The 22761-nt window shown below is 65.3% G+C and carries 23 protein-coding genes; all 23 read left to right on the forward strand.

Annotated features, from left to right (window positions below; all coding sequences use genetic code 11):
• Positions 1–33 precede the first annotated feature (33 nt).
• Positions 34–423 (forward strand): preprotein translocase subunit SecE, encoded by a 390-nt coding sequence (gene secE, locus ACZ5Z2_RS04200; protein WP_464761659.1) that lies wholly within the window; start codon positions 34–36, stop codon positions 421–423.
• 10 nt (positions 424–433) lie between these two features.
• A complete protein-coding gene (gene nusG, locus ACZ5Z2_RS04205) occupies positions 434–994 on the forward strand; it encodes a transcription termination/antitermination protein NusG (RefSeq protein WP_464760728.1) in 561 nt (186 codons plus the stop codon).
• 369 nt (positions 995–1363) lie between these two features.
• A complete protein-coding gene (rplK, locus tag ACZ5Z2_RS04210; protein WP_192105778.1) occupies positions 1364–1792 on the forward strand; it encodes a 50S ribosomal protein L11 in 429 nt (142 codons plus the stop codon).
• Between the two features lie 3 nt (positions 1793–1795).
• Complete coding sequence (gene rplA, locus ACZ5Z2_RS04215) at positions 1796–2503, forward strand: 50S ribosomal protein L1 (RefSeq protein WP_464760729.1); 708 nt, start codon at positions 1796–1798, stop codon at positions 2501–2503.
• Positions 2504–2843: 340 nt separating this feature from the next.
• The gene (gene rplJ / locus ACZ5Z2_RS04220) at positions 2844–3368 is read left to right on the forward strand and encodes a 50S ribosomal protein L10 (RefSeq protein WP_464760730.1); all 525 of its coding nucleotides are present in this window, start codon (positions 2844–2846) and stop codon (positions 3366–3368) included.
• A gap of 45 nt (positions 3369–3413) precedes the next feature.
• On the forward strand, positions 3414–3782 hold the full coding sequence (rplL, locus tag ACZ5Z2_RS04225; RefSeq protein ID WP_464760731.1) for a 50S ribosomal protein L7/L12: 369 nt from the start codon (positions 3414–3416) through the stop codon (positions 3780–3782).
• Between the two features lie 351 nt (positions 3783–4133).
• Positions 4134–8294 (forward strand): DNA-directed RNA polymerase subunit beta, encoded by a 4161-nt coding sequence (gene rpoB, locus ACZ5Z2_RS04230; protein ID WP_464760732.1) that lies wholly within the window; start codon positions 4134–4136, stop codon positions 8292–8294.
• 132 nt (positions 8295–8426) lie between these two features.
• Positions 8427–12641 carry a DNA-directed RNA polymerase subunit beta' gene (gene rpoC / locus ACZ5Z2_RS04235; protein WP_464760733.1) on the forward strand — a complete coding sequence of 1405 codons (4215 nt, stop codon included), beginning with the start codon at positions 8427–8429 and terminating at the stop codon, positions 12639–12641.
• A 178-nt stretch (positions 12642–12819) separates the two neighbouring features.
• Positions 12820–13194: a 30S ribosomal protein S12 gene (rpsL, locus tag ACZ5Z2_RS04240; RefSeq protein ID WP_077481292.1), complete on the forward strand. Its 375-nt coding sequence runs from the start codon at positions 12820–12822 to the stop codon at positions 13192–13194.
• Between the two features lie 68 nt (positions 13195–13262).
• Positions 13263–13730, forward strand: a complete 468-nt coding sequence (gene rpsG, locus ACZ5Z2_RS04245) for a 30S ribosomal protein S7 (RefSeq protein ID WP_192105773.1) — start codon at positions 13263–13265, stop codon at positions 13728–13730.
• Positions 13731–13867: 137 nt separating this feature from the next.
• The gene (fusA, locus tag ACZ5Z2_RS04250) at positions 13868–15997 is read left to right on the forward strand and encodes an elongation factor G (protein ID WP_464760734.1); all 2130 of its coding nucleotides are present in this window, start codon (positions 13868–13870) and stop codon (positions 15995–15997) included.
• 189 nt (positions 15998–16186) lie between these two features.
• Complete coding sequence (gene tuf / locus ACZ5Z2_RS04255; protein ID WP_464760727.1) at positions 16187–17377, forward strand: elongation factor Tu; 1191 nt, start codon at positions 16187–16189, stop codon at positions 17375–17377.
• Between the two features lie 372 nt (positions 17378–17749).
• Complete coding sequence (gene rpsJ, locus ACZ5Z2_RS04260) at positions 17750–18061, forward strand: 30S ribosomal protein S10 (RefSeq protein WP_014402136.1); 312 nt, start codon at positions 17750–17752, stop codon at positions 18059–18061.
• A 20-nt stretch (positions 18062–18081) separates the two neighbouring features.
• Positions 18082–18723: a 50S ribosomal protein L3 gene (rplC, locus tag ACZ5Z2_RS04265; RefSeq protein WP_192164578.1), complete on the forward strand. Its 642-nt coding sequence runs from the start codon at positions 18082–18084 to the stop codon at positions 18721–18723.
• An 11-nt stretch (positions 18724–18734) separates the two neighbouring features.
• Positions 18735–19337, forward strand: a complete 603-nt coding sequence (gene rplD / locus ACZ5Z2_RS04270) for a 50S ribosomal protein L4 (RefSeq protein ID WP_192164577.1) — start codon at positions 18735–18737, stop codon at positions 19335–19337.
• Entirely contained in the window at positions 19334–19627 is a 294-nt protein-coding gene (gene rplW / locus ACZ5Z2_RS04275) for a 50S ribosomal protein L23 (protein ID WP_192164576.1), read from the forward strand. Before rplD ends, rplW begins: the two co-directional genes overlap by 4 nt.
• 17 nt (positions 19628–19644) lie before the next feature.
• Positions 19645–20466, forward strand: coding sequence for a 50S ribosomal protein L2 (gene rplB, locus ACZ5Z2_RS04280; RefSeq protein WP_192105767.1), 822 nt, complete (start codon positions 19645–19647; stop codon positions 20464–20466).
• Between the two features lie 12 nt (positions 20467–20478).
• A complete protein-coding gene (gene rpsS, locus ACZ5Z2_RS04285) occupies positions 20479–20751 on the forward strand; it encodes a 30S ribosomal protein S19 (RefSeq protein WP_077481308.1) in 273 nt (90 codons plus the stop codon).
• Positions 20751–21086 carry a 50S ribosomal protein L22 gene (rplV, locus tag ACZ5Z2_RS04290; RefSeq protein ID WP_192105766.1) on the forward strand — a complete coding sequence of 112 codons (336 nt, stop codon included), beginning with the start codon at positions 20751–20753 and terminating at the stop codon, positions 21084–21086. The genes rpsS and rplV overlap by 1 nt, the downstream gene beginning before the upstream one ends.
• 12 nt (positions 21087–21098) lie before the next feature.
• On the forward strand, positions 21099–21863 hold the full coding sequence (rpsC, locus tag ACZ5Z2_RS04295; protein WP_192157049.1) for a 30S ribosomal protein S3: 765 nt from the start codon (positions 21099–21101) through the stop codon (positions 21861–21863).
• Between the two features lie 11 nt (positions 21864–21874).
• A complete protein-coding gene (gene rplP, locus ACZ5Z2_RS04300; RefSeq protein ID WP_367853338.1) occupies positions 21875–22288 on the forward strand; it encodes a 50S ribosomal protein L16 in 414 nt (137 codons plus the stop codon).
• 1 nt (position 22289) lies between these two features.
• Positions 22290–22475, forward strand: a complete 186-nt coding sequence (gene rpmC / locus ACZ5Z2_RS04305; RefSeq protein ID WP_464760737.1) for a 50S ribosomal protein L29 — start codon at positions 22290–22292, stop codon at positions 22473–22475.
• Between the two features lie 12 nt (positions 22476–22487).
• Positions 22488–22748 carry a 30S ribosomal protein S17 gene (gene rpsQ, locus ACZ5Z2_RS04310; RefSeq protein WP_464760738.1) on the forward strand — a complete coding sequence of 87 codons (261 nt, stop codon included), beginning with the start codon at positions 22488–22490 and terminating at the stop codon, positions 22746–22748.
• Positions 22749–22761 lie beyond the last annotated feature (13 nt).

Here is a 22761-nt window from a genome sequence, read left to right on the forward strand (position 1 = left end):
CGTCCGGTTTCCGACGACATCCGCAGGCTGCGCATGAATACCAAGGCAGAACAGTCCAGGGGCACGAGTGCCGCCGATATCGCCAAGCTGGTGCTGGCCGCCGTGATCCTGGTGGCTGGCATCGTGGCGTATTCGTGGTTCGGCAACGATGCCAGCGTGCCGCCGGTGGTGCGCCTGCTGGGCGTGCTGGCCGCACTGGTGATCTCGCTGGCGATCGCCGCGTTCACCGGGCTGGGTCGCCGCGTGCGGCGCTTCCTGGCCGAATCGCAATTCGAAATGCGCAAGGTGGTCTGGCCGACTCGTGACGAGACGATCAAGACCACCGGTGTCATCATTCTCGTGGTCATTGCCTTGTCGGTGCTGCTGGGCCTGATCGATCTGTTATTCAAGTCGGTCATTCTCGACTGGCTGCTCAAGCTGTGAGGTCGAAGCCATGAGCAAGCGTTGGTATGTGGTGCACGCCTATTCGGGCTTCGAGAACCAGGTTCGCCGTGCGCTTTCCGAGCGCATCCAGCGCGCCGGGATGGAAGAGAAGTTCGGCGAGGTGCTGGTGCCTACCGAGGAAGTGATCGAGATGCGCGGCGGCCAGAAGCGCCGCAGCGATCGCAAGTTCTTCCCCGGCTACGTGCTGGTGCAGATCGAGACCAACACCGAGGGCAAGGCGCCGCGCATCGACGACGAGTGCTGGCACTTGGTCAAGGAAACCCCCAAGGTGATGGGCTTCATCGGCGGCACCGCCGACAAGCCGCTGCCGATCCGCGACAGCGAAGCCGACGTCATCCTGAGCCGCGTGCGCGAAGGCGTGGAAAAGCCCAAGCCCAAGGTGCTGTTCGAGCCGGGCGAGATGGTGCGTGTCACCGAAGGCCCGTTCAACGACTTCAACGGCGTGGTCGAGGAAGTCAACTACGAGAAGAGTCGCCTGCGCGTGGCGGTGCTGATCTTCGGCCGCTCTACTCCTGTGGAACTGGAGTTCGGCCAAGTCGAGAAGGCCTGATCTGGCTGAGGCGTTCGGGCAAAGCGGCATCGCACCGCACGTTCGCCTCCTCTCCCCTCCGGGGAGAGGATTGAGGTGAGGGGCGGGGCTTGCGCCGAGCTTGATTCAAAGCGCTCCCTGATCTGGCGTCAGCGCCGGCTTGACCCCTCATCCGGCCCTTCGGGCCACCTTCTCCCCGGGGGGGGGAAAGGAATCGGCACAGGGCTTGCTTAGGAGCTGGTCAATCTTTATACTGCACGGTTCCCGCCGGGGTCTTTCGACCCGGCGTGTCCGTGTTTCAGGAATCCGCGGGATGCGGATTCCCCTCTCAACCAGGGAATGTTGCACAGCGAGGAGCCGCAAGGCGCCTGAACTCGCGAGGAAAATCCAATGGCAAAGAAAGTAGTCGGCTACATCAAGCTGCAGGTCAAGGCCGGTCAGGCCAACCCCAGCCCGCCGGTCGGTCCGGCGCTGGGCCAGCGCGGCCTGAACATCATGGAGTTCTGCAAGGCGTTCAACGCCGCCACGCAGAAGATGGAGCCGGGTCTGCCGATCCCGACCATCATCACCGCGTACTCCGACCGCAGCTTCACCTTCATCACCAAGACCCCGCCCGCCACCGTGCTGATCAAGAAGGTCACCGGCGTCGCCAAGGGTTCTTCCAAGCCGAACACCGACAAGGTCGGCAAGATCACCCGCAAGCAGCTGGAAGACGTTGCGAAGCAGAAGGAGCCGGATCTGACGGCTGCCGATCTGGACGCCGCGGTGCGCACCATTGCCGGTAGCGCGCGCAGCATGGGCCTGGTGGTGGAGGGTTAAGACATGGCAAAGATCACCAAGCGTATGAAGGCCGCCCAGGCCGCTGTGCAGCCGGGCAAGGTCTATGGCCTCGAAGAGGCCCTGAAGATCGTCAAGGACAACGCCAAGGCGAAGTTCGCGGAATCCGTCGACGTGGCCGTGCGCCTCGGCATCGACGCCAAGAAGTCCGACCAGGGCGTGCGCGGCTCCTCGCTGCTGCCGCACGGCACCGGCAAGACCGTCAAGGTCGCCGTGTTCGTGCCGGCCGGTGAGAAGGCCGAGGCCGCCAAGGCCGCCGGTGCCGACGCCGTCGGCATGGACGACCTGGCCGAGCGCATGCAGGCCGGCGACCTCGACTTCGGTCGCGTGATCGCCACGCCGGACGCGATGCGCGTGGTCGGCAAGCTGGGCCAGCTGCTCGGCCCGCGCGGCCTGATGCCGAACCCGAAGGACGGCTCGGTCACCGCCGACGTCGCCACCGCGGTGAAGAACGCCAAGGCCGGCCAGGTGAAGTTCCGCAACGACAAGGCGGGCATCATCCACGCCACCATCGGCAAGGCCACGTTCGAGGCCGCGCAGCTCGCGGACAACCTCAACGCGCTGGTCAACGATCTGCTGAAGGCCAAGCCGGCCACGGCCAAGGGCCAGTACCTGCAGAAGGTTGCGCTGTCGTCCACGATGGGCGTCGGCGTCGCTGTCGATACCTCGTCGCTGAGCATCGCGGCCAAGTAAGCACGTGTTTTTCCCGCGCGGCAGTGTGCCGCGCGGGCCGTTTTTGAGGGCAGCCCGGTCGCATGGCCGGGCAGCCGTCAAAGACCGCAGGCGCGATCAGCGCGCGACGACGACGGGCAGGGAGCTCGCTCATGGCAGGGAATCGCCGTCGCCGCCAAGCCGGTCGCTTAATCGGGTGCGAGTCATCCGGCCTGCGCAGATGGTGTCGCCCCCACTGGAATGATTCGTCGTTCTGGAAAGGCCACCACCCGGGACGCTCCGCGTCTCCGACGTCACGGAAGGCGTCGCCCAGGACCGCAAGCGGCAGGAGCCGTGAGCGGAGTTCATTTGGAGGAGTGCAATGGCTCTCAATCTGACCCAGAAGCAAGAAGTAGTCGCCGAGCTGGCAGAAGTCGCCGCGAAGGCCCACTCCCTGGTCGCTGCCGAGTACGCGGGCACCACGGTCGAACAGATGACCGCGATGCGCAAGAAGGCCCGCGAGACCGGCGTGTTCTTGAAGGTTGTCAAGAACACCCTGGCATCGCGCGCCGTGGCGGGCACCGAGTTCGACGTCGTCAAGGACGTCCTGACCGGTCCGCTGCTGTACGCGTTCTCGACCGAGGAGCCCGGCGCTGCCGGTCGCCTGATCAAGGAATTCGCGAAGACCAACGACAAGCTCAAGGCCAAGGTCGTCTCCGTGGAAGGCAAGCTGCTGCCGGCCGCGCACGTGGACGTGCTGGCCTCGCTGCCGACCCGCGAAGAAGCGCTGGCCATGCTGGCCCGCGTGCTCGCCGAGCCCGCCGCGATGTTCGCCCGCGCCATCAAGGCCGTGGCCGACAAGCAGGGCGGCGGCGAAGTCGCCGCGGAAGCCGTGGCGGAAGCCTGAGCTCGACGCTTATCCCATTCGAATCAATTTCCAGAGGAAATCAACATGTCCCTGACCAACGAACAGATCGTTGAAGCCGTCGCCGCCAAGTCGCTGATGGAAGTGATGGAGCTGGTGAAGGCCATCGAAGAGAAGTTTGGCGTGTCCGCCGCTGCCCCGGTCGCCGTGGCTGTAGCCGGCGCCGCTGCCCCGGCTGCCGAAGAGCAGACCGAGTTCGACGTGATCCTGAAGTCCGCCGGCGACAAGAAGGTCGACGTGATCAAGGCCGTCCGCGCCATCACCGGCCTGGGCCTGAAGGAAGCGAAGGATCTGACCGAGGCCGGCGGCGTCGTGAAGGAAGCCGCTTCGAAGGACGACGCTGCGAAGTTCAAGAAGGATCTGGAAGCTGCCGGCGCCACGGTCGAACTGAAGTAATCGGCGCTCTTGCGCGCCGTCGGTTCGACCTAGCGCAAGCCAAGCCTGGGGGCGAAAGCTCCCGGGCTTTGGCCGCTTAAGGAGCCAGGCGGCGCGAAGCGCCGCCGCGGGCCAGGATGGCCCGCCGTGGAACAGGCGCCTTGGCGCCTGTTCCAGCGGAGCCCGCCTCTGGCGGGCGAGCAATAAATGGGCAGGAGCCCATTTATTGCTCATCGAGCACGGATGCTCTTGCTTTGGGGTATGGCGGCTGCGGACTCACATCGAGCCCTCAACCGCGATCCCCCAGATCCAAGCATCCCCATTCAGCCGGTGCGTGCACCACCGGCGTCACTGCGAACCGAGGCGTCAACCATGACCTACTCGTTTACCGAGAAGAAGCGCATCCGCAAGGATTTCGGCAAGCGGCCCCCCGTGCTGGGCGTGCCCAACCTGCTGACCATCCAGACCGACTCCTATCGTGAGTTCCTTCAGGAATTCGTCGCGCCCAAGCAGCGCGAAGACAAGGGTCTGCATGCCGCCTTGAAGTCGGTGTTCCCGATCGTGAGCTACTCGGGCAACGCCGCACTGGAATACGTGGACTACCGCCTGGGCGAACCGGGCTTCGACGAGCGCGAGTGCCGCAACCGCGGCATGACCTTCGGTGCGCCGCTGCGCGTCACCGTGCGCCTGGTGATCTACGACAAGGACAGCCCGGCCTCGAAGAAGGCCGTGAAGTACGTCAAGGAGCAGGAGGTCTACATGGGCGAGATCCCGCTCATGACCGACACCGGCACCTTCATCATCAACGGCACCGAGCGCGTGATCGTCTCGCAGCTGCATCGTTCGCCGGGCGTGTTCTTCGACCACGACCGCGGCAAGACGCACAGCTCGGGCAAGCTGCTGTTCTCCGCCCGCGTGATCCCGTACCGCGGCTCCTGGCTGGACTTCGAGTTCGACCCGAAGGACGCGCTGTTCACCCGCATCGACCGTCGCCGCAAGCTGCCGGTGACCGTGCTGCTGCGCGCGCTGGGCTACACCAATGAAGAGATGCTGGCCATCTTCTTCGAGCACAACGTGTTCCACCTGGGCGCCAAGGGCGGCACCACGCTGGAGCTGGTCGCCGAGCGCCTGCGCGGCGAGACGCTGTCGTTCGACCTGGCGATCGGCGGCAAGGTGCTGGTGGAAGCCGGCAAGCGCATCACCGCGCGCCACGTGCGCCAGCTGGCGGCCGAGAACATCACCGCGCTGGAAGTGCCGGACGACTACCCGGTGGGCCGCATCCTCGCCACCGACATCGTCGACGCCAAGACCGGCGAGCTGCTGGCCGCGGCCAACGACGAGATCACCGCCGAGCAGTTGGAGAAGTTCCGCAAGGCCGGCATCGAGACGGTGCCGACGCTGTACGTGAACGATCTCGATCGCGGCGCGTACATCTCGCACACCCTGCGTATCGACAACACCAAGACGCCGCTCGAGGCGCTGGTGGAGATCTACCGCATGATGCGTCCGGGCGAGCCGCCGACCAAGGACGCCGCGCAGAACCTGTTCTTCAACCTGTTCTTCACCTTCGACCGCTACGACCTGTCGGCCGTGGGCCGCATGAAGTTCAACCGCCGCGTGGGCCGCAAGGACATCCTCGGCCCCGGCGTGCTGTACGACCACAAGTACTTCAGCGAGCGCAAGGAAGAGGAGTGCCAGCGCCTGGTCAAGGCGCAGGGCGAGTCGTCCGACATCCTCGACGTGCTGAAGGTGCTGATCGACATCAAGAACGGCCACGGCACCGTGGACGACATCGACCACCTCGGCAACCGCCGCGTGCGCTCGGTCGGCGAGATGACCGAGAACACCTTCCGCATCGGCCTGGTGCGCGTGGAGCGCGCGGTGCGCGAGCGCCTGTCGCTGGCCGAGGCCGATGGCCTCACCCCGCAGGATCTGATCAACGCCAAGCCGGTGGCGGCGGCGGTGAAGGAGTTCTTCGGCTCCTCGCAGCTCAGCCAGTTCATGGATCAGAACAACCCGCTGTCGGAAGTGACGCACAAGCGCCGCGTCTCCGCGCTGGGCCCAGGCGGCCTGACCCGCGAGCGCGCGGGCTTCGAGGTGCGCGACGTGCACCCGACCCATTACGGCCGCGTCTGCACCATCGAAACGCCGGAAGGCCCGAACATCGGCCTGATCAACTCGCTCGCCGTGTATGCGCGCACCAACCAGTACGGCTTCCTCGAGACGCCGTACCGCAAGGTGGCGAACGGCAAGGTCACCGACAAGGTGGATTACCTGTCGGCGATCGAGGAAGGCGACCACGTGATCGCGCAGGCGAACTCGCCGCTGGACAAGCACGGCGCCTTCGTCGAAGAGTTCGTGTCCTGCCGCTTCCGCGGCGAGTCCGAGCTGCGTCCGGCCGCCGAAGTCGACTACATGGACGTCTCGCCCATGCAGACCGTGTCGGTCGCTGCCGCGCTGGTGCCGTTCCTCGAGCACGACGACGCGAACCGCGCACTGATGGGCGCGAACATGCAGCGCCAGGCTGTGCCGACCCTGCGTTCGCAGACCCCGCTGGTGGGCACCGGCATCGAGCGCGCCGTGGCGCGCGACTCCGGCGTCATCACCACTGCCAAGCGCGGCGGCGTGATCGACCAGGTCGACGCGGGCCGCATCGTGGTGCGCGTGAACGAGGACGAGGTGGGCGAGCACGACGCCGGCGTCGACATCTACACGCTGACCAAGTACACCCGCTCCAACCAGAACACCAACCTCAACCAGCGCCCGCTGGTGAACGTGGGTGACGTGGTGGCGAAGGGCGACACGCTGGCCGACGGTTCGTCGACCGACCTGGGCGAGCTCGCGCTCGGCCAGAACATGCTGATCGCCTTCATGCCGTGGAACGGCTACAACTTCGAAGACTCGATCCTGCTCTCCGAGCGCGTCGTGCAGGAAGACCGCTACACCTCGATCCACATCGAGGAATTGGCCTGCGTCGCGCGCGACACCAAGCTGGGCGCCGAGGAAATCACCGCCGACATCCCGAACGTGGGCGAGCAGGCGCTGGCCCGCCTCGACGAGAGCGGCATCGTCTACATCGGCGCCGAGGTGAAGGCGGGCGACATCCTGGTCGGCAAGGTCACGCCGAAGGGCGAGAGCCAGCTGACGCCGGAAGAAAAGCTGCTGCGCGCGATCTTCGGCGAGAAGGCGAGCGACGTTAAGGACAGCTCGCTGCGCGTGCCGCCGGGCATGGACGGCACCGTCATCGACGTGCAGGTGTTCACCCGCGACGGCATCGAGAAGGACAAGCGCGCGCGCCAGATCGAGGAAACCGAGGTCAAGCGCATCCGCAAGGACTTCGACGACCAGTTCCGCATCCTGGAAGGCGCGATCTACAACCGCATGCGCGCCCAGCTCGTCGGCCAGACCGCGGTGAGCGGCCCGGGCGGCCTGAAGCGCGGCGCCGAGATCACCGACGCCTACCTCGACGGCCTGAAGAAGGACGACTGGTTCAAGATCAACGTCAAGGACGAGTCGGTCACCGAGTTCTTGGAGCGCGCCAGCGACCAGGTCAAGCGCCACAAGGAAGAGTTCGACAAGCGCTTCAAGGAGAAGCAGGGCAAGATCACCCAGGGCGACGACCTCGCGCCGGGCGTGCTGAAGATGGTCAAGGTGTTCCTGGCCGTGAAGCGCCGCATCCAGCCGGGCGACAAGATGGCTGGCCGTCACGGCAACAAGGGCGTGGTGTCGAACGTGGTGCCGGTGGAAGACATGCCGCACATGGCCGACGGCACGTCGGTGGACATCTGCCTGAACCCGCTGGGCGTGCCCAGCCGTATGAACATCGGCCAGATTCTGGAAGTGCACCTGGGCTGGGCGGCCAAGGGCCTGGGCAAGAAGATCCAGCAGATGCTGGAGGCGCAGGCCAAGGTCAAGCAGATCCGCGAGTTCCTCGACCAGATCTACAACCACCACGTCGCCGGTGCGGTGCAGCACGTCGATCTCAAGTCGCTCACCGACGACGAGATCCTCGCGCTGGCCAAGAACCTGCAGGCCGGCGTGCCGATGGCGACGCCGGTGTTCGACGGCGCCGAGGAAACCGAGATCAAGGCGATGCTGAAGCTGGCGGACCTGCCCGAGTCGGGCCAGACCACGCTGTTCGACGGCCGCACCGGCGAGGCGTTCGACCGCCCGGTCACCGTGGGCTACATGCACTACCTGAAGCTCAACCACCTGGTCGACGACAAGATGCACGCGCGCTCCACCGGTCCGTACTCCCTGGTCACCCAGCAGCCGCTGGGCGGCAAGGCGCAGTTCGGCGGCCAGCGCTTCGGCGAAATGGAAGTCTGGGCGCTGGAAGCCTACGGCGCGGCCTACACCCTGCAGGAAATGCTGACGGTGAAGTCCGACGACGTGCAGGGCCGCAACCAGATGTACAAGAACATCGTCGACGGCAACCACGAGATGGCGGCAGGCATGCCGGAATCCTTCAACGTATTGGTGAAGGAAATCCGCTCGCTCGGCATCGATATCGATCTGGAAGAGGTCAAGTGAGCCTTGTGATCCGGCATCCGGGATTCCGCGCGGGCGACAACCGTCGCCGCCGGATTCCCGCTGCCGGATCCATGATGCAGCCCACCTGACCACCGGCCCCGTCCAAAGAATTCGCTCCGACCGGAGACTCCCATGAAAGACCTGCTCAACCTGTTCAACCAGCAGCGCGCCACGCCCGAGTTCGACTCGATCAAGATCGCGCTGGCCTCGCCGGAGCTGATCCGCTCCTGGTCCTACGGCGAGGTGAAGAAGCCGGAAACGATCAACTATCGCACCTTCAAGCCCGAGCGCGACGGCCTGTTCTGCGCCGCCATCTTCGGCCCGGTGAAGGACTACGAGTGCCTGTGCGGCAAGTACAAGCGCATGAAGCACCGCGGCGTGGTCTGCGAGAAGTGCGGCACGGAAGTGACGCTGGCCAAGGTGCGCCGCGAGCGCATGGGCCACATCGAACTGGCCTCGCCCACCGCGCACATCTGGTTCCTCAAGTCGCTGCCCTCGCGCATCGGCCTGATGCTGGACATGACCCTGCGCGACATCGAGCGCATCCTGTACTTCGAAGCCTTCGTGGTGATCGATCCGGGTCTGACCGCGCTCGAGCGCGGCCAGCTGCTGAGCGAAGACCAGTACCTCGAGGCCGTGGAAGAGCACGGTGACGAGTTCGATGCCCGCATGGGCGCCGAGGCGGTGTACGAGCTGCTGAAGTCGCTGGATCTGCCGGGCGAAGTGATCCGCCTCAAGGAGGAGATCACCTCCACCAATTCCGAGACCAAGCTGAAGCGCCTCACCAAGCGCGTGAAGCTGATCGAGGCCTTCCTGGAATCCGGCAACAAGCCGGAGTGGATGGTGCTGACCGTGCTGCCGGTGCTGCCGCCGGATCTGCGTCCGCTGGTGCCGCTGGACGGCGGCCGTTTCGCCACGTCCGACCTCAACGACCTGTACCGCCGCGTCATCAACCGCAACAACCGCCTGAAGCGCCTGCTCGAGCTCAACGCGCCCGACATCATCGTGCGCAACGAGAAGCGCATGCTGCAGGAGTCGGTGGACGCGCTGCTCGACAACGGCCGCCGCGGCCGTGCCATCACCGGCACCAACAAGCGCGCGCTGAAGTCGCTGGCCGACATGATCAAGGGCAAGCAGGGCCGCTTCCGCCAGAACCTGCTCGGCAAGCGCGTGGACTACTCCGGCCGCTCGGTGATCACCGTGGGCCCGACGCTGCGCCTGCACCAGTGCGGCCTGCCCAAGAAGATGGCGCTGGAGCTGTTCAAGCCCTTCATTTTCGCCAAGCTGCAGGCCCGCGGCGAAGCCACCACCATCAAGGCCGCCAAGAAGCTCGTCGAGCGCGAGGAAGGCCAGGTGTGGGACATCCTGGAAGAGGTGATCCGCGAGCATCCGGTGCTGCTGAACCGTGCGCCGACGCTGCACCGCCTGGGCATCCAGGCGTTCGAGCCGATCCTGATCGAAGGCAAGGCGATCCAGCTGCATCCGCTGGTCTGTACCGCGTTCAACGCGGACTTCGACGGTGACCAGATGGCCGTGCACGTGCCGCTGTCGATCGAAGCGCAGCTGGAAGCGCGCGCCCTGATGATGTCCACCAACAACATCCTGTCGCCCGCCAACGGCGAGCCGATCATCGTGCCGACGCAGGACGTGGTGCTGGGCCTGTACTACATGACCCGCGAGCTGGTGAACGCGAAGGGCACCGGCATGGCGTTCTCCAGCATCAGCGAAGCGCGCCGCGCCTACGACAACCGTGCGGTCGAACTGCACGCCAAGGTCAAGGTGCGCATGAAGCAGGTGCACATCGCCGCCGACGGCAGCCGCAGCGAGGAGACCAAGCTGGTCGAGACTACCGTGGGTCGCGCGCTGCTCGCCGAGATCCTGCCGGAAGGCCTGCCGTTCCAGCTCGCCAACACCGAGCTGACCAAGAAGGCGATCTCGCGCCTGATCAACGCCAGCTACCGCGGCCTGGGCCTGAAGGAAACGGTGATCTTTGCCGACAAGCTGATGTACACCGGCTACCGTTTCGCGACGCGCGCCGGCATCTCCATCGGCATCGACGACATGAAGATCCCGGCCGAGAAGAAGGCGATCCTCGAGGAAGCCGAGAAGGAAGTCGTCGAGATCCAGCAGCAGTACCAGTCGGGTCTCGTCACCGCCGGCGAGCGCTACAACAAGGTCGTGGACATCTGGTCGCGCACCAACGAACTGGTGGCCAAGGCGATGATCGACGGCATCGGCACCGAGACGGTGACCGACAGCGCGGGCAAGCAGGTCGCCCAGAAGTCGATGAACTCGCTGTACATCATGGCCGACTCCGGCGCGCGCGGTTCGGTGGCGCAGATCCGCCAGCTGGCCGGCATGCGCGGCCTGATGGCCCGCCCGGACGGCTCGATCATCGAGACGCCCATCAAGGCGAACTTCCGCGAAGGCCTGAACGTGCTGCAGTACTTCAACTCCACCCACGGCGCCCGCAAGGGCCTGGCGGATACGGCGCTGAAGACCGCGAACTCCGGTTACCTCACCCGCCGCCTGGTGGACGTGGCGCAGGACGTGGTGATCACCATGGACGACTGCGGCACCGAAGACGGCCTGATCATGCAGCCCATCGTGGAAGGCGGCGACGTGGTCGAGCCGCTGCGCGAGCGCGTGCTGGGCCGCGTGGTGGTCGAGGACGTCTACGCCCCCGGCAACGACGACCAGCCCATCGTCGAGCGCGATACCCTGCTCGACGAAGCCCTGGTCGAGAAGCTGGACAAGGCCGGCGTGCAGTCGATCAAGGTGCGTTCGCCGATCACCTGCTCTGCCAGCCACGGCGTGTGCAAGCTGTGCTACGGCCGCGACCTGGCCCGTGGCCACCTGGTCAACATGGGCGAGGCCGTGGGCGTGGTCGCCGCGCAGTCGATCGGCGAGCCCGGCACCCAGCTGACCATGCGTACCTTCCACATCGGCGGCGCGGCTTCGCGTGCGGCTGCCGTGGACAACGTGACGGTGAAGACCACCGGTACGCTGAAGTTCAACAACATCAAGACCGTGCAGCACGCCCAGGGCCACCTGGTGGCGGTGTCGCGTTCGGGCGAAGTGTCGGTGCTCGATACCAGCGGCCGCGAGCGCGAGCGCTACAAGGTGCCTTACGGTGCCACCATCGCGGTCAAGGACGGCGATGCGGTCAAGGCCGGCCAGGCCGTGGCCAACTGGGATCCGCATACCCATCCGATCGTGTCGGAAGTGGCCGGTACCGTGCGCTTCATCGACTTCATCGATGGTGTCACCGTGCAGAGCCAGACCGACGAGCTGACCGGCCTGGAGTCGGCGGTGGTGACCGATCCGAAGCGCCGCGGCACGGCCGCCAAGGACCTGCGCCCCATCGTGCGCCTGGAAGACGCCAAGGGCCGCGAGCTGAAGCTGCCGGGCACCGACGTGCCGGCGCAGTACATGCTGCCGGCCGGCGCCATCGTGTCGATCCAGAACGGTGCGGCGGTGGGCGTGGGCGACGTGGTGGCGCGTATCCCGCAGGACGCCTCCAAGACCCGCGACATCACCGGTGGTCTGCCGCGCGTGGCCGACCTGTTCGAGGCGCGCAAGCCGAAGGAGCCGGCGATCCTGGCCGAGCGTTCGGGCGTGATCAGCTTCGGCAAGGACACCAAGGGCAAGCAGCGCCTGATCATCAAGGACGTGGACGGCAACGAGCACGAAGAGCTGATCCCGAAGTGGCGCCAGGTCATCGTGTTCGAAGGCGAGCACGTGGAGAAGGGCGAGACCGTGGTGGACGGCGAGCCCAGCCCGCACGACATCCTGCGCCTGCTGGGCGTGGAGCCGCTGGCGGCTTACCTGGTCAAGGAAATCCAGGACGTCTACCGCCTGCAGGGCGTGAAGATCAACGACAAGCACATCGAAGCGATCATTCGCCAGATGCTGCGCAAGGTCGAGATCACCGAGCCGGGCGACAGCCACTATCTGCGCGGCGAGCAGGTCGAGCGCGTGCGCATCAATGCCGAGAACGACCGTGCGGAAAGCAAGGGCGAACGTCCGGCGGAGTACCAGTCGGTGCTGCTGGGCATCACCAAGGCTTCGCTGGCTACCGAGTCCTTCATCTCGGCGGCCTCGTTCCAGGAAACCACCCGCGTCCTTACCGAGGCGGCGGTGCGCGGCACGCGCGATACCTTGCGTGGCCTGAAGGAAAATGTTATCGTCGGACGTCTGATTCCTGCAGGTACCGGCCTGGCGTACCACGCCTCGCGCCGCAGCCAGGGCGGCCTGTCCGCCTCGGATTTCGAGACGCTCTCCGGTGCCGCTTCCGCCGTCTCGTTCGCCGAGGCGCCGGTCGGTGGTGACGGTGGTGCCGAGTAAGCCCGATACGGGTCTTGCTCGCTAGACATACGAAATGAGGTGCACGGACGCACCTCGTGTTCGGGTCATGGAAGGCGGGACGCTGGCTTGCCCATGGCAGGCTGTCCGTGTTATATTCCCGCTTCTTGGCAGACCGAGCTTGTTCGGGCTGCCTTTATGTTTTCAGAATAGGCTACGCATGGCGACTATCAACCAGTTGGTGCGCAAATCCCGCAGCCCGAAGAGCTACAAGAGCGATTCGCCTGCCCTGCAGAACAGCCCGCAGCGTCGCGGCGTCTGCACGCGCGTGTACACGACCACCCCGAAGAAGCCGAACTCGGCGTTGCGCAAGGTTGCCAAGGTGCGCCTGACCAACGGTTACGAGGTCATCAGCTACATCGGCGGCGAAGGCCACAACCTGCAGGAGCACTCGGTGGTGCTCATCCGCGGCGGCCGCGTCAAGGATCTCCCCGGCGTGCGCTACCACACGGTGCGCGGCAGCCTCGACTGCGCCGGCGTCACCAAGCGTCGCCAGTCGCGTTCGAAGTACGGCGCCAAGCGCCCGAAGGCCTAAATCGAAGAGTGCGGTCGGGATGACCGCTTTTCTTGGGGCATGGATGCCTACTCAAAGAGACAATAACTATGTCGCGTAAAGGTTCCCATCCCGCCCGTGTGGTGCTGCCCGACCCGAAGCACGGCAGCCAGCTGATCGCCCGCTTCATCAACATGGTGATGAAGAGCGGCAAGAAGTCGGTGGCCGAGAGCATCGTCTATGGTGCCCTTGAGCACCTGGGCGAGAAGCACGCCGAGCCGGTGGCTCTGGTCGAGAAGGCGCTGAACAACGTCGCGCCCGCCGTCGAAGTGAAGTCCCGCCGCGTCGGTGGCGCCACCTACCAGGTGCCGGTCGAAGTGCGCCCGGGTCGCCGCATGGCGCTGGCGATGCGCTGGGTGATCGAGGCTGCGCGCAAGCGCGGCGAAACCTCGATGCCGCGCAAGCTGGCTGCCGAGCTGCAGGAAGCCTCCGAGAGCCGTGGTGGCGCCGCCAAGAAGCGCGAGGAAACCCATCGCATGGCGGAAGCCAACAAGGCCTTCTCGCACTACCGCTGGTAATTCAGCGGTAAATGCGCCGCCCGCAGGTGCGGGCGGCGCCAAACAAGCCGGCCTCGTGCCGGATTTTTTCATGACCAGTGCGGCTCGGATGGCCGCCGCTGCCCACATCGGGGATGGATCTCCGTCGGATTACGACTATGGCACGCACCACTCCCATCGAGCGCTACCGCAACTTCGGCATCATGGCTCACATCGATGCCGGCAAGACCACGACCACGGAGCGCATCCTGTTCTACACCGGCGTCTCGCACAAGATCGGCGAGGTGCACGACGGTGCGGCCACGATGGACTGGATGGAGCAGGAGCAGGAGCGCGGCATCACCATCACCTCCGCCGCCACCACGGCGTTCTGGAAGGGCATGGATGGTTCGATGGAGCAGCACCGCTTCAACATCATCGATACCCCCGGGCACGTTGACTTCACCATCGAAGTGGAGCGTTCGCTGCGCGTGCTCGACGGCGCGGTGTTCGTGCTGTGCGCGGTCGGCGGCGTGCAGCCGCAGTCCGAGACCGTGTGGCGCCAGGCCAACAAGTACCACGTGCCGCGCCTCGCCTTCGTCAACAAGATGGATCGCACCGGCGCGAACTTCTACAAGGTCGTCGACCAGCTGAAGGCACGCCTGGGCGCCAACCCGGTGCCGATGGTGGTGCCGATCGGCGCCGAGGATGACTTCGAGGGCGTGGTCGACCTGCTCAAGATGAAGGCGATCATCTGGGACATGCCGTCCCAGGGCATGAAGTTCGAATACCAGGACATCCCGGCCAACCTCGCGGACAAGGCTGCCGAGGCCCGTTCGTTCATGGTCGAGTCCGCCGCCGAAGCCAGCGAAGAGCTGATGAACAAGTACCTGGAAGAGGGTGACCTCTCCGAGGACGAGATCATCGCGGGCATGCGTCAGCGCACCCTGGCCAGCGAAATCATCCCGGTCTATTGCGGCACCGCCTTCAAGAACAAGGGCGTGCAGGCGATGCTGGACGCGGTGGTGCACCTGCTGCCGTCGCCGGTGGATCGTCCGCCGGTGGCCGGCGTGGACGAGAACGACCATGAGGCGCACCGCGACGCCAGCGACACGGCGCCGTTCTCCGCGCTCGCGTTCAAGATCATGACCGACCCGTTCGTCGGTTCGCTGACCTTCTTCCGCGTCTACTCGGGCGTGCTGAATGCCGGCGATGCCGTCTACAACCCGGTGAAGTCCAAGAAGGAGCGCATCGGCCGCATCCTGCAGATGCATGCGAACGATCGTCAGGAACTGAAGGAAGTCCGCGCGGGCGACATTGCCGCCGCGGTCGGCCTGAAGGACGTGACGACCGGCGACACGCTGTGCGCGCAGGATCACGTCATCACCCTGGAGCGCATGACGTTCCCGGAGCCGGTGATCTCGATGGCGGTGGAGCCGAAGACCAAGTCCGACCAGGAAAAGATGGGTATCGCGCTGGGCCGTCTGGCCGCCGAGGATCCGTCCTTCCGCGTGCGTACCGACGAGGAATCCGGCCAGACCATCATCTCGGGCATGGGCGAGCTGCATCTCGACATCATCGTCGACCGCATGCGGCGTGAGTTCAACGTCGAGGCGAACGTCGGCAAGCCGCAGGTGGCCTACCGCGAGACGATCCGCAGCAGCGACGTGAAGTCCGACTACAAGCACGCCAAGCAGTCCGGCGGCAAGGGCCAGTACGGCCACGTGGTGATCGAGATGTCGCCGATCAGCGACGCCGATCGCGCGGACGAGAAGATCGCGGCGCAGATCAAGGACGACTTCCTGTTCATCAACGACATCACCGGCGGCGTGATCCCGAAGGAATTCATCCCCTCGGTCGAGAAGGGCCTGCGCGAAACCATCACTAGCGGTCCGCTGGCCGGCTTCCCGGTGGTGGGCGTCAAGGCGAAGCTGGTGTTCGGCTCCTACCACGACGTCGACTCGTCCGAAATGGCGTTCAAGCTGGCCGCCTCGATGGCGTTCAAGCAGGGCTTCGCGAAGGCCTCGCCGGTGCTGCTCGAGCCGATCATGAAGGTCGAGGTGGTGACGCCGGAAGATTACGTGGGCGACGTGATGGGCGACATGAGTCGTCGTCGCGGCATCCTGCGTGGCCAGGAAGACACGCCGTCGGGCAAGACCGTCGACGCGTTCGTGCCGCTGGGCGAAATGTTCGGCTACGCCACGAGCATCCGCTCGCTGACGCAGGGTCGTGCCACCTTCACGATGGAATTCGACCACTACGCCGAGGCGCCGAACAACATCGCCGAGCAGGTCATCAAGAAGGCTTGATCTTTGCGGTCATCCTTGACCGCGAAGATCAAACGGGCGGCCATCCTTGGCCGCACTCTTCAGGAAAAGCATCGCGGTCTTGATGGGCTGCGAAGTTTGGAAGCAAAACCAGTGCGGCCCCGGGTCGCGTAAATCAAACGACGCGGCGCAAGCCGCACTGACAGAAAGCATCATCTAGAGGTCATCATCATGGCAAAGGGCAAGTTCGAGCGCACCAAGCCCCACGTGAACGTGGGCACGATTGGTCACGTGGATCACGGCAAGACGACGCTGACGGCGGCGCTGACGAAGGTCGGTGCGGAGCGCTTCGGTGGCGAGTTCAAGGCCTACGACGCGATCGACGCGGCGCCGGAAGAAAAGGCGCGCGGCATCACGATCTCGACGGCGCACGTCGAGTACGAATCGCCGACCCGCCACTACGCGCACGTGGACTGCCCCGGCCACGCCGACTACGTGAAGAACATGATCACGGGTGCGGCGCAGATGGACGGCGCGATCCTGGTGTGCTCGGCCGCGGACGGCCCGATGCCGCAGACGCGCGAGCACATCCTGCTGTCGCGCCAGGTGGGCGTGCCGTACATCGTGGTGTTCCTGAACAAGGCCGACATGGTGGACGATGCCGAGCTGCTCGAGCTGGTCGAGATGGAAGTGCGCGAGCTGCTGTCGAAGTACGACTTCCCGGGCGACGACACCCCGATCATCAAGGGTTCGGCGAAGATGGCGCTGGAAGGCGACCAGTCGGAAATCGGCGTGCCGGCGATCATCTCGCTGGTGGACGCGCTGGACACGTACATTCCGGAGCCGCAGCGCGCGATCGACCAGCCGTTCCTGATGCCGGTGGAAGACGTGTTCTCGATCTCGGGCCGCGGTACCGTGGTGACCGGTCGTATCGAGCGCGGCATCATCAAGGTCGGTGACGAAATCGAAGTGGTGGGCATCCGCCCGACGCAGAAGACCACCGTGACCGGCGTGGAAATGTTCCGCAAGCTGCTGGATCAGGGCCAGGCGGGCGACAACGCGGGCCTGCTGCTGCGCGGCCTGAAGCGCGACGACGTGGAGCGCGGTCAGGTGCTGGCGAAGCCGGGCACGATCACCCCGCACACGGAGTTCGAGGCGGAGGTGTACGTGCTGTCGAAGGACGAAGGCGGCCGTCATACCCCGTTCTTCAAGGGCTACCGTCCGCAGTTCTACTTCCGCACCACCGACGTGACCGGCGCGATCGAGCTGCCGGAAGGCGTGGAGATGGTGATGCCGGGCGACAACATCAAGATGAAGGTGACGCTGATCCACCCGATCGCGATGGATCAGGGCCTGCGCTTCGCGATCCGCGAAGGTGGCCGTACCGTCGGCGCCGGCGTGGTCGCCAAGGTCATCAAGTAAGCCCGTTTCAGGGTGCCGGCATGCCGGCACCCTGAAACGCTTCCCTTGCGGGAAATTTGTCGTTATACTTCCCAGCTCCCTAGTCGACCGAACGTGATTTCGGTCGACTCACCGCGAAATGAGGCGCAGGAAGTGCTTCGAGTTCGCAGGCCGTGGACGGCCATCGCATTCGGCGCAGTTTCGGGTTGATCCCGTTGCCACGCCAAATTGCGCAGCAGGATTTGCGCCAGGCGAGCAGACCAATGCTCGCTTGGCGTTTTTCGGGTTGGGGTTTCGCCTTGGCGCAATCCCGATGGTTCCAGAGAGCAGTGCGGAGCGGTGAGAAGCCGCTTCGTTGCACATTCAAGTTCTTTTGATAACAGGACACGGTTTATGGCGAACCAGAAGATTCGCATTCGGCTCAAGGCGTTCGATCATCGTCTGATCGACCGTTCGGCCAGCGAGATCGTCGAGACGGCCAAGCGCACGGGCGCCACGGTGCTCGGCCCCATCCCGCTCCCGACCAAGATCGAGCGTTACACCATTCTGGTGTCGCCGCACGTCGACAAGGACGCACGCGACCAGTACGAGACCCGTACGCACAAGCGCGTGCTCGACATCGTCGATCCCAACGACAAGACCGTGGACGCGCTCATGAAGCTTGATCTCGCCGCTGGCGTCGATGTTCAGATCAAGCTCGGTTGAGCGATAGACAGGATACGAACATGAGTATCGGACTGGTAGGCCGCAAGTGCGGCATGAGCCGGCTCTTCACTGAAGACGGACGCTCGATTCCGGTGACGCTGATTGAAGCGACCCCGAACCGCGTCACCCAGCTGAAGACCGAAGACAACGATGGCTACAGCGCGGTGCAGGTCGCGGCGGGCGTGAAGCGCGCCAGCCTGCTGACGGCGCCGCTGAAGGGTCATTACGCCAAGGCCAAGGTTGAGCCGGGTCGTGGCCTGTGGGAATTCCGCGTGTCCGCCGACGACCTCGGCAAGTACAGCGTGGGCGCGGAGATCAAGGCGGACGAGGTGTTCTCGGTCGGCCAGATCGTCGACGTCGCCGGCGTCTCGAAGGGCAAGGGCTTCCAGGGCACCATCAAGCGCCACAACTTCAAGATGGGCGACGCGACGCACGGTAACTCGCTGTCGCACCGCGCGCCGGGCTCGATCGGCCAGCGCCAGACGCCGGGCCGCGTGTTCCCGGGCAAGAAGATGTCGGGCCACATGGGTGCGGTGAACCGCACGCAGCAGGGTCTGGAAGTGGTCAAGGTCGACGCCGAGCGTCACCTGATCGCGGTGAAGGGCGCTGTCCCCGGTGCGACCGGCGGCGACGTCGTCATCCGTCCGACCACCAAGGGTTGAGGAGAGACGCCATGGAACTGAATGTCATTGGCGCCAAGCCGCTCAGCGTGTCGGACGAAGTGTTCGGCGGCGAGTTCAAGCAGGCCCTGATCCACCAGGTGGTGGTTGCGTACCAGGCCGGCGGTCGCGCCGGTACCAAGGCGCAGCTGTCGCGCGGTGAGCTGTCGGGCACCACCAAGAAGTTCAAGAAGCAGAAGGGCGGCGGCGCCCGTCACGGCGACTACCGTGCCCCGATCTTCGTGGGCGGTGGCGTGACCTTTGCCGCGAAGCCGCGCAGCTACGAGCAGAAGGTCAACCGCAAGGCCTACCGCGTGGCGATCCGCTCGATCCTTTCCGAGCTTAACCGCCAGGGTCGCCTGAAGGTGGTCGAGGGCTTCGGCGTCGATCAGCCCAAGACCAAGGCGATGATCGCCAAGCTCAAGGAGCTCGAGGTTTCCGGCCGCGTGCTGCTGGTTTCCGAGGATGCGAACGAGGCGCTGTACCTGGCCGCGCGCAACATCCCCTACCTGCACGTGCTGGACGTGATGGCGCTGAACCCGGTCAGCCTGGTCGGTTCCGACCACATCGTCATGACCGTCGACGCCGTGAAGAAGATCGAGGAGTGGCTGGCATGAGCAACGAACGCATTCTCGACACGCTGCGCGCGCCGCACATCTCCGAGAAGTCGGCTCGCGTCAGCGAGCACAATCAGTACGTTTTCGTGGTTGCCCCAACGGCGACCAAGGCCGATGTCCGCGAGGCGGTGGAGAAGATGTTCGACGTCAAGGTCGAGCAGGTGAACCTCGTCAACAGCAAGGGCAAGGCCAAGTCCTTCCGTTTCCGCGCCGGTAGCCGTCAGGGCAAGCGCAAGGCCTACGTACGCCTCGCTGATGGCCAGACCATCGACGTGTCGGCCAAGGCCTGAGCCAGGAGTTCCTCGAGATGGCACTAATCAATCACAAGCCAACCTCGCCGGGTCGTCGTGACGCTGTCAGCGTCCGCACCGAGGGGCTGCACAAGGGCGCTCCCTACGCGCCGTTGACCGAAAGCCAGTCGAAGACGGGTGGTCGCAACCATTTCGGTCGCATCACCACGCGTCATCGCGGCGGCGGTCACAAGCAGGCTTACCGCATCATCGACTTCAAGCGCGACAAGGAAGGCATCGCCGCCAAGGTCGAGCGCATCGAATACGATCCGAACCGCACCGCGCACATCGCGCTGCTGTGCTACGCCGACGGCGAGCGCCGCTACATCATCGCGCCGAAGGGCGTGCAGGTGGGCGACCGCCTGCTGTCCGGCCACGACGCACCGATCAAGGTCGGCAACTGCCTGCAGCTGCGCAGCATCCCGGTGGGTTCCACGATCCACTGCATCGAGATGAAGCCCGGCAAGGGCGCGCAGATCGCCCGTTCCGCCGGCGCCTCGGTGCAGCTGGTGGCCCGCGAGTCCGGCTACGCCACGCTGCGCCTGCGCTCCGGCGAAATGCGCCGCGTGCCGGTCGAGTGCCGCGCCACCATCGGTGAAGTGGGCAACGGCGAGCACAGCCTGAAGAAGCTCGGCAAGGCCGGCGCCAAGCGCTGGCTGGGCATCCGTCCGACCGTTCGCGGCGTCGTCATGAACCCGGTCGACCACCCGCACGGCGGTGGTGAAGGCCGCACCTCCGGCGGCCGTCACCCGGTCAGCCCGTGGGGCACGCCGACCAAGGGTTACAAGACCCGCAACAACAAGCGCACGCAGCAGTTCATCGTGCGTCGTCGCAAGTAACAGGAACCCGACATGCCACGCTCTCTGAAGAAAGGTCCGTTCGTCGACCTTCACCTCGCCAAGAAGGTGGAAGCCGCGGTTTCCGCCAACAACAAGCGCCCGATCAAGACCTGGTCGCGCCGCTCGATGATCCTGCCCGAAATGGTGGGCCTGACCATCGCCATCCACAACGGCCGTCAGCACGTGCCGGTGCTCGTCAACGAGAACATGGTCGGGCACAAGCTCGGCGAGTTCGCGGTGACCCGCACCTTCAAGGGCCACGTCGGCGACAAGAAGGGCAAGTGATGAGCACCGAAGCCAAAGCGATCCTGCGCGGCGCCCGCATCTCGGCGCAGAAGGCACGCCTGGTGGCAGACCTGGTTCGCGGCATGCCCGTGGGCCGGGCCAGCGACGTGCTCCAGTTCACCAACAAGAAGGCCGCTCACCTTGTCCGCAAGGTGCTGCTGTCGGCCGTCGCCAACGCCGAGAACAACCTCGGCGCCGATGTCGACGAGCTGAAGGTCGCGCGCATCTTCGTGGACGAAGGCCCGGCCATGAAGCGCATGTATGCCCGCGCCAAGGGTCGCGGTTCCCGCATCCTGAAGCGCACCAGCCACATCACCGTGGTCGTCGGCGAGTAAGAGGAGAAGACGATGGGTCATAAAGTTCATCCCACCGGCATCCGCCTCGGCATCGCCAAGGACTGGAACGCCAAGTGGTACGCCAACAAGGGCGACTACGCGAAGTATCTCGTGGCCGACATCAAAGTCCGCGAGATGCTGAAGAAGAAGCTGGCCGCCGCCGGCATCTCGAAGATCCAGATCGAGCGCCCGGCCAAGACCGCGCGCGTGACGATCCACACCGCCCGTCCGGGCGTGGTGATCGGCAAGAAGGGCGAGGACATCGAGAAGCTGCGCAAGGAAGTCAGCGACCTGATGGGCGTCCCGACGCACATCAACGTCAACGAAGTGCGCAAGCCCGAGCTGGACGCCCAGCTGGTGGCCGAGTCGATCGCGCAGCAGCTCGAGCGCCGCATCATGTTCCGCCGCGCGATGAAGCGCTCGGTCGGCAATGCGATGCGCCTGGGCGCGCTGGGCATCAAGATCAACGTGTCCGGCCGTCTGAACGGTGCCGAGATCGCCCGTTCCGAGTGGGCCCGCGAAGGCCGCGTGCCGCTGCACACCCTGCGTGCGGACATCGACTACGGCACCGCCGAGGCGAAGACCCAGTACGGCATCATCGGCATCAAGGTGTGGGTCTACAAGGGCGAGATCTTCGACGTGGCCCAGATCGGCCAGGAACCGAAGGACGAGTCCCCGGCGCCGTCGTCGCGCCGCGAGGGTGGCGAAGGCCGTCGTGACCGTGAACCGCGTCGTGACCGCGATGGCGAAGGCCGTCGCGAGCGCGCGGCGAAGTAAGGAGAGTTGCCATGTTGCAACCCAAGCGAACCAAGTACCGCAAGCAGTTCAAGGGCCGCAACGACGGTCTGGCGCAGTGCGCCAACCTCGTCAGCTTCGGCGAATTCGGCCTGAAGGCGACCACCCACGGCGCGCTCACTGCGCGCCAGATCGAGGCCGGCCGCCGTTGCATCACCCGCTTCGTGAAGCGCGGCGGCAAGCTGTGGATCCGCGTGTTCCCGGACAAGCCGATCACCAAGAAGCCGATCGAAGTGCGCATGGGCGCCGGCAAGGGCGGCGTGGAATTCTGGGTCGCCCCGATCCAGCCCGGCCGCATGCTTTATGAAATCGAGGGCATCGACGAGGCTTCGGCGCGCGAGGCGTTCCGCCTGGCCGCCGCCAAGCTCTCGGTGCAGACCCAGTTCGTGACCCGGGCGGTGATGTGATATGGCCATCAAAGATCTGACCACCAAGTCGGCCGAAGAGCTCAATCAGCACCTGCTGGATCTGCGCAAGGAGCAGTTCAACCTGCGCATGCAGAAGGGTGCCGGCCAGCTCAACCAGCCGCATCAGCTGCGCCGCGTCAGGCGTGACATCGCCCGCACGAAGTTCGTGCTCGGCGCGAAGAAGTAAGGGAGCGCCGAGATGAGCGACAACAACAAGCAGGCGCGCACCCTCGAGGGCCGCGTCATCAGCAACAAGATGGACAAGACGGTCACCGTCCTGATCGAGCGCCAGGTGCAGCACGGCCTGCTGGGCAAGATCGTGCGCCGGTCGACCAAGCTGCACGCGCAGGACGACCTCGGCGCGAACGAGGGCGACCTCGTGCGCATCGCCGAATGCCGTCCGCTGTCCAAGACCAAGCATCACCGCGTGGTCGAAATCGTCACCCGCGCGGCCGTCTAAGGGGAGGGTGCAG

Source organism: Rhodanobacter sp. G1, from assembly GCF_055397855.1.

What these genes read in the sequence shown, in the direction of transcription:
- rplW (WP_192164576.1), top strand. Translation starts at nt 19,334, where the DNA reads ATGAGCAACGAACGCATTCTCGACACGCTGCGCGCGCCGCACATCTCC.
- rplL (WP_464760731.1), top strand. Translation starts at nt 3,414, where the DNA reads ATGTCCCTGACCAACGAACAGATCGTTGAAGCCGTCGCCGCCAAGTCG.
- rplB (WP_192105767.1), top strand. Translation starts at nt 19,645, where the DNA reads ATGGCACTAATCAATCACAAGCCAACCTCGCCGGGTCGTCGTGACGCT.
- rplD (WP_192164577.1), top strand. Translation starts at nt 18,735, where the DNA reads ATGGAACTGAATGTCATTGGCGCCAAGCCGCTCAGCGTGTCGGACGAA.
- rpsG (WP_192105773.1), top strand. Translation starts at nt 13,263, where the DNA reads ATGTCGCGTAAAGGTTCCCATCCCGCCCGTGTGGTGCTGCCCGACCCG.
- rpsL (WP_077481292.1), top strand. Translation starts at nt 12,820, where the DNA reads ATGGCGACTATCAACCAGTTGGTGCGCAAATCCCGCAGCCCGAAGAGC.
- nusG (WP_464760728.1), top strand. Translation starts at nt 434, where the DNA reads ATGAGCAAGCGTTGGTATGTGGTGCACGCCTATTCGGGCTTCGAGAAC.
- rpoB (WP_464760732.1), top strand. Translation starts at nt 4,134, where the DNA reads ATGACCTACTCGTTTACCGAGAAGAAGCGCATCCGCAAGGATTTCGGC.
- rpsJ (WP_014402136.1), top strand. Translation starts at nt 17,750, where the DNA reads ATGGCGAACCAGAAGATTCGCATTCGGCTCAAGGCGTTCGATCATCGT.
- rplV (WP_192105766.1), top strand. Translation starts at nt 20,751, where the DNA reads ATGAGCACCGAAGCCAAAGCGATCCTGCGCGGCGCCCGCATCTCGGCG.
- rplP (WP_367853338.1), top strand. Translation starts at nt 21,875, where the DNA reads ATGTTGCAACCCAAGCGAACCAAGTACCGCAAGCAGTTCAAGGGCCGC.
- rpsS (WP_077481308.1), top strand. Translation starts at nt 20,479, where the DNA reads ATGCCACGCTCTCTGAAGAAAGGTCCGTTCGTCGACCTTCACCTCGCC.
- rplJ (WP_464760730.1), top strand. Translation starts at nt 2,844, where the DNA reads ATGGCTCTCAATCTGACCCAGAAGCAAGAAGTAGTCGCCGAGCTGGCA.
- fusA (WP_464760734.1), top strand. Translation starts at nt 13,868, where the DNA reads ATGGCACGCACCACTCCCATCGAGCGCTACCGCAACTTCGGCATCATG.
- rpoC (WP_464760733.1), top strand. Translation starts at nt 8,427, where the DNA reads ATGAAAGACCTGCTCAACCTGTTCAACCAGCAGCGCGCCACGCCCGAG.
- rpsQ (WP_464760738.1), top strand. Translation starts at nt 22,488, where the DNA reads ATGAGCGACAACAACAAGCAGGCGCGCACCCTCGAGGGCCGCGTCATC.
- rplK (WP_192105778.1), top strand. Translation starts at nt 1,364, where the DNA reads ATGGCAAAGAAAGTAGTCGGCTACATCAAGCTGCAGGTCAAGGCCGGT.
- rplC (WP_192164578.1), top strand. Translation starts at nt 18,082, where the DNA reads ATGAGTATCGGACTGGTAGGCCGCAAGTGCGGCATGAGCCGGCTCTTC.
- rpmC (WP_464760737.1), top strand. Translation starts at nt 22,290, where the DNA reads ATGGCCATCAAAGATCTGACCACCAAGTCGGCCGAAGAGCTCAATCAG.
- secE (WP_464761659.1), top strand. Translation starts at nt 34, where the DNA reads ATGAATACCAAGGCAGAACAGTCCAGGGGCACGAGTGCCGCCGATATC.
- rplA (WP_464760729.1), top strand. Translation starts at nt 1,796, where the DNA reads ATGGCAAAGATCACCAAGCGTATGAAGGCCGCCCAGGCCGCTGTGCAG.
- tuf (WP_464760727.1), top strand. Translation starts at nt 16,187, where the DNA reads ATGGCAAAGGGCAAGTTCGAGCGCACCAAGCCCCACGTGAACGTGGGC.
- rpsC (WP_192157049.1), top strand. Translation starts at nt 21,099, where the DNA reads ATGGGTCATAAAGTTCATCCCACCGGCATCCGCCTCGGCATCGCCAAG.